This is a genomic window from Streptomyces sp. S3(2020) (assembly GCF_013044505.1).
Taxonomy (GTDB): domain Bacteria; phylum Actinomycetota; class Actinomycetes; order Streptomycetales; family Streptomycetaceae; genus Streptomyces.
The window spans coordinates 1-509 of sequence record NZ_JABERD010000568.1; the positions used below are offsets into that span (position 1 = coordinate 1).

Annotated in this window: 1 pseudogene; it reads right to left on the bottom strand. The window is 71.3% G+C overall.

From position 1 onward, the window contains the following. Positions 1-462, bottom strand: a pseudogene (locus tag HLK59_RS50370) (hypothetical protein); the annotation flags it as partial. Positions 463-509 lie beyond the last annotated feature (47 nt).

The window sequence follows — 509 nt, forward strand, 5'->3', positions numbered from 1 at the left end:
TATGCTCTCCGTCGGCGGGGTGGGAGGGGTTAAAGGGACAGGCCGGACCCGCGCCGCCAGCGCCACGGGATAGCCATCCGGCGGGTCCTCTGCCAGCACCTCCGCGGTGCTGCGTACCAGCTCGGCTCTCAGATCCGCAGCCGACAGGCCATGCATCGTCAGCAGGGCAGCCGCCTGGGCCAGCGCCAGGGGAAGGTCATCCAGGGTATCGGCGATGTGATCGGCGTCCGCATCGGAGAGCCCCGCGCCCTGCGCACGCAGCAACGCCACCGACTCGGCACGGGAGAGGGTGTCCACATCGAGCGGGACAGCGTGGGTGTGCCAGTGCGGATTGCGGGACGTGATCAGCACATGCCCCGGGCCGCCGGGCAAGAACGGGGCCAGGGCATCGGGGTCTTCGGCGTTGTCGAACACCAGCAACCAGCGCGAGCGGGTGCGCAGCTGCCCCAGCAGCGCTTCCACCGCAGCCGCCGGGGAGGTACCCGCGGGCGCTGAACCACGCCGGGAGG